Annotated in this window: 2 protein-coding genes and 2 pseudogenes; 1 reads left to right on the top strand and 3 read right to left on the bottom strand. The window is 37.3% G+C overall.

The features are described 5' to 3' along the window. Positions 1–61: 61 nt before the first annotated feature. Positions 62–251, top strand: a pseudogene (locus F986_RS12925) (DDE-type integrase/transposase/recombinase); the annotation flags it as partial. Positions 252–267: 16 nt separating this feature from the next. On the opposite strand, the pseudogene F986_RS18020 reads toward F986_RS12925, so the two are convergent. The 3 genes and pseudogenes from F986_RS18020 to F986_RS18620 form a co-directional block, all read right to left on the bottom strand. Beyond that, positions 268–465 (bottom strand): annotated as a pseudogene (locus F986_RS18020) (hypothetical protein); the annotation flags it as partial. 23 nt (positions 466–488) lie between these two features. Then, positions 489–1,409, bottom strand: a complete 921-nt coding sequence (locus F986_RS12920) for a copper resistance protein B (protein ID WP_004695749.1) — start codon at positions 1,407–1,409, stop codon at positions 489–491. Further along, positions 1,396–2,087: multicopper oxidase domain-containing protein (locus F986_RS18620; protein ID WP_004695747.1), on the bottom strand; the 692-nt coding region annotated here is incomplete at its 5' end. The genes F986_RS18620 and F986_RS12920, both read right to left, overlap by 14 nt.

Raw genomic sequence — 2,087 nt, 5'->3', positions numbered from 1 at the left:
CCACATCGCTGGAAATCCAACTCAAATTAAAAAATAGGCATGGGGTTCAGCGGACGCTTACCCACAAGTGATAGATACAGATAAAGCACACATATGGAGGTGCTTTGTCACGGTTAAAATGGGAAAGAAAATGTCCACCAGATCTTGAGCACAGGCAGGTTAAGTATAAAAATAACGTGATCGAATGTAATCATGGCAAGCTAAAGCGGATCATTAGGGCCACTTTAGGATTCAAATCGATGAAGACGGCTATGCCACATGCATCTATTCAGATGGCATTAAACACCGATGATGTACAGACGAAGTAGTAGCAGCCGATCCTACTAAAAGAATAGCAAACGATAAAAACAGCGATAAGCATGTTTTTAACCACTGCATAAAAATAGACCAAAAATTAAGCTTTTTTAGTTTTACAGATTCGAAAATAAATAGTAATAATTCATGAATAGTAGCCGAAGCTACCATTCATGAATCCAAATCATACTATTTTAAAAAACTAATTCGATGCCTGCACCATATTTCCATCCCTTTTCAGACTCTGTTGCCTCTTGCATAGAAGTGGCTTTCTGTCCTTTTTCATATTGGTAAGCAACATCAATGAAAGGTTTAATTCGCTTAGTAATCTCATATCGGGTTTTGATACCAGTTTTTAGTTCTGATAAACCTGATTTTGCAGCATAGTTAGAATCATCGCTAAATATTACATCTGCTTCGATATAAGGTTGAGTAATAAGTTTCTGAGTTAAAAGCAAATCACGCTCTAATTCAAAACTAGCTCCCCAAAAATTATTTTCACCACCATATAAATAAGCCTGAGTTTCAAAGAAATAAGGAGCTAGACCTAATATACCAATAACCCCATCCACTCGATCGCTGCTGCTGTTATTTTTATCTTCACTATATCTTACCCCAGCTTGTACATCCCAAAATGGGGCTACGTTACGGCTATAAAGTGCTGATACAGCATATTTTGGATCATTACTTTCTGACTTTTCCGAATTGGCTTCAATAAATAGACGATTTTCATCTGTTCCAATTAAAGTTTCAAACTTTGTTCCTAGGTTGCCCTTACCGTCTTCATCAACCATCCATTCATTTTCAAATTTTGTCGTTTGATAAATTTGTCCACCATGTTCTTTAAGATGATCATCATGAGATGGGGCTGATCTCTTTCTTGCGGTCAGAATAATATTATCTCCCCCATTTGCATTTTCCATTGAATAATATTCTGGATACAATTCTTGGGGGCTATATCTTAAGCCACCAGACTCCTGTAATAAGACTCTCATACCATTTGTAATATTACTTTCTTGTTCCGAAGTGCTGCTATTAGCAAAAGTTAAGTTTGATATACTTATTAATGCAATTGATAAGACTGTTTTTGAGAAGAAATTCTTAGTGATTTGCATGTGGATTTACTCCCTTCTCACTTATTGGGGGCTGAGCAACAGTCTTTGTAGAATTACCATCTTCCACTTGAGCTACAATGAGTTTATTCATCATTCCTGCACTCATATGGTAAAGCAGGTGACAATGAATAGCCCACTCACCTAACTCATCAGCTGTGAGTAGAGTGGTTATCGTTTTCCCAGGTGGAACAATTACCGTATGTTTGTTTGGCATATTGCTTGGATCCTGACCATTCTCAAGCTGCATAAACATGCCATGTAAGTGCATTGGGTGAGCCATCATACTGTCATTGACAAATTTTAAGCGAATACGTTCACCATACTTCACCACTAGTGGGTCGGCTTCATTAAATTTTTTACCATTTATTGTCCAAATATAACGCTCCATGTTTCCACCAAGACGGATCTCTATTTCACGTTCAGCTGCACGAGTGTCTTTTTGAGGATCTAACGATTGCAAATCACTATATTGCAATGCTTTATTACCTTCAGGTGTTGAAGCATTTGCCCATCCAAATACGGTATTATCATTCTTGTCTGAAGCCGCCTTAACAGTAGCGCTATTCATCGGCATATCATGATTCATACCTTTCATAGAAGACATATCGTGATTCATGCCTTTCATAGAAGACATATCATGATTCATATCTTTCATTGAAGACATATCATGATCCATAC

The sequence above is a fragment of the Acinetobacter johnsonii CIP 64.6 genome, assembly GCF_000368045.1.
In the GTDB taxonomy this organism is placed as follows: domain Bacteria; phylum Pseudomonadota; class Gammaproteobacteria; order Pseudomonadales; family Moraxellaceae; genus Acinetobacter; species Acinetobacter johnsonii.
This window is presented reverse-complemented; position numbering and strand designations above follow the sequence as displayed.

What these genes read in the sequence shown, in the direction of transcription:
- F986_RS12920 (WP_004695749.1), bottom strand. Translation starts at nt 1,409, where the DNA reads ATGCAAATCACTAAGAATTTCTTCTCAAAAACAGTCTTATCAATTGCA.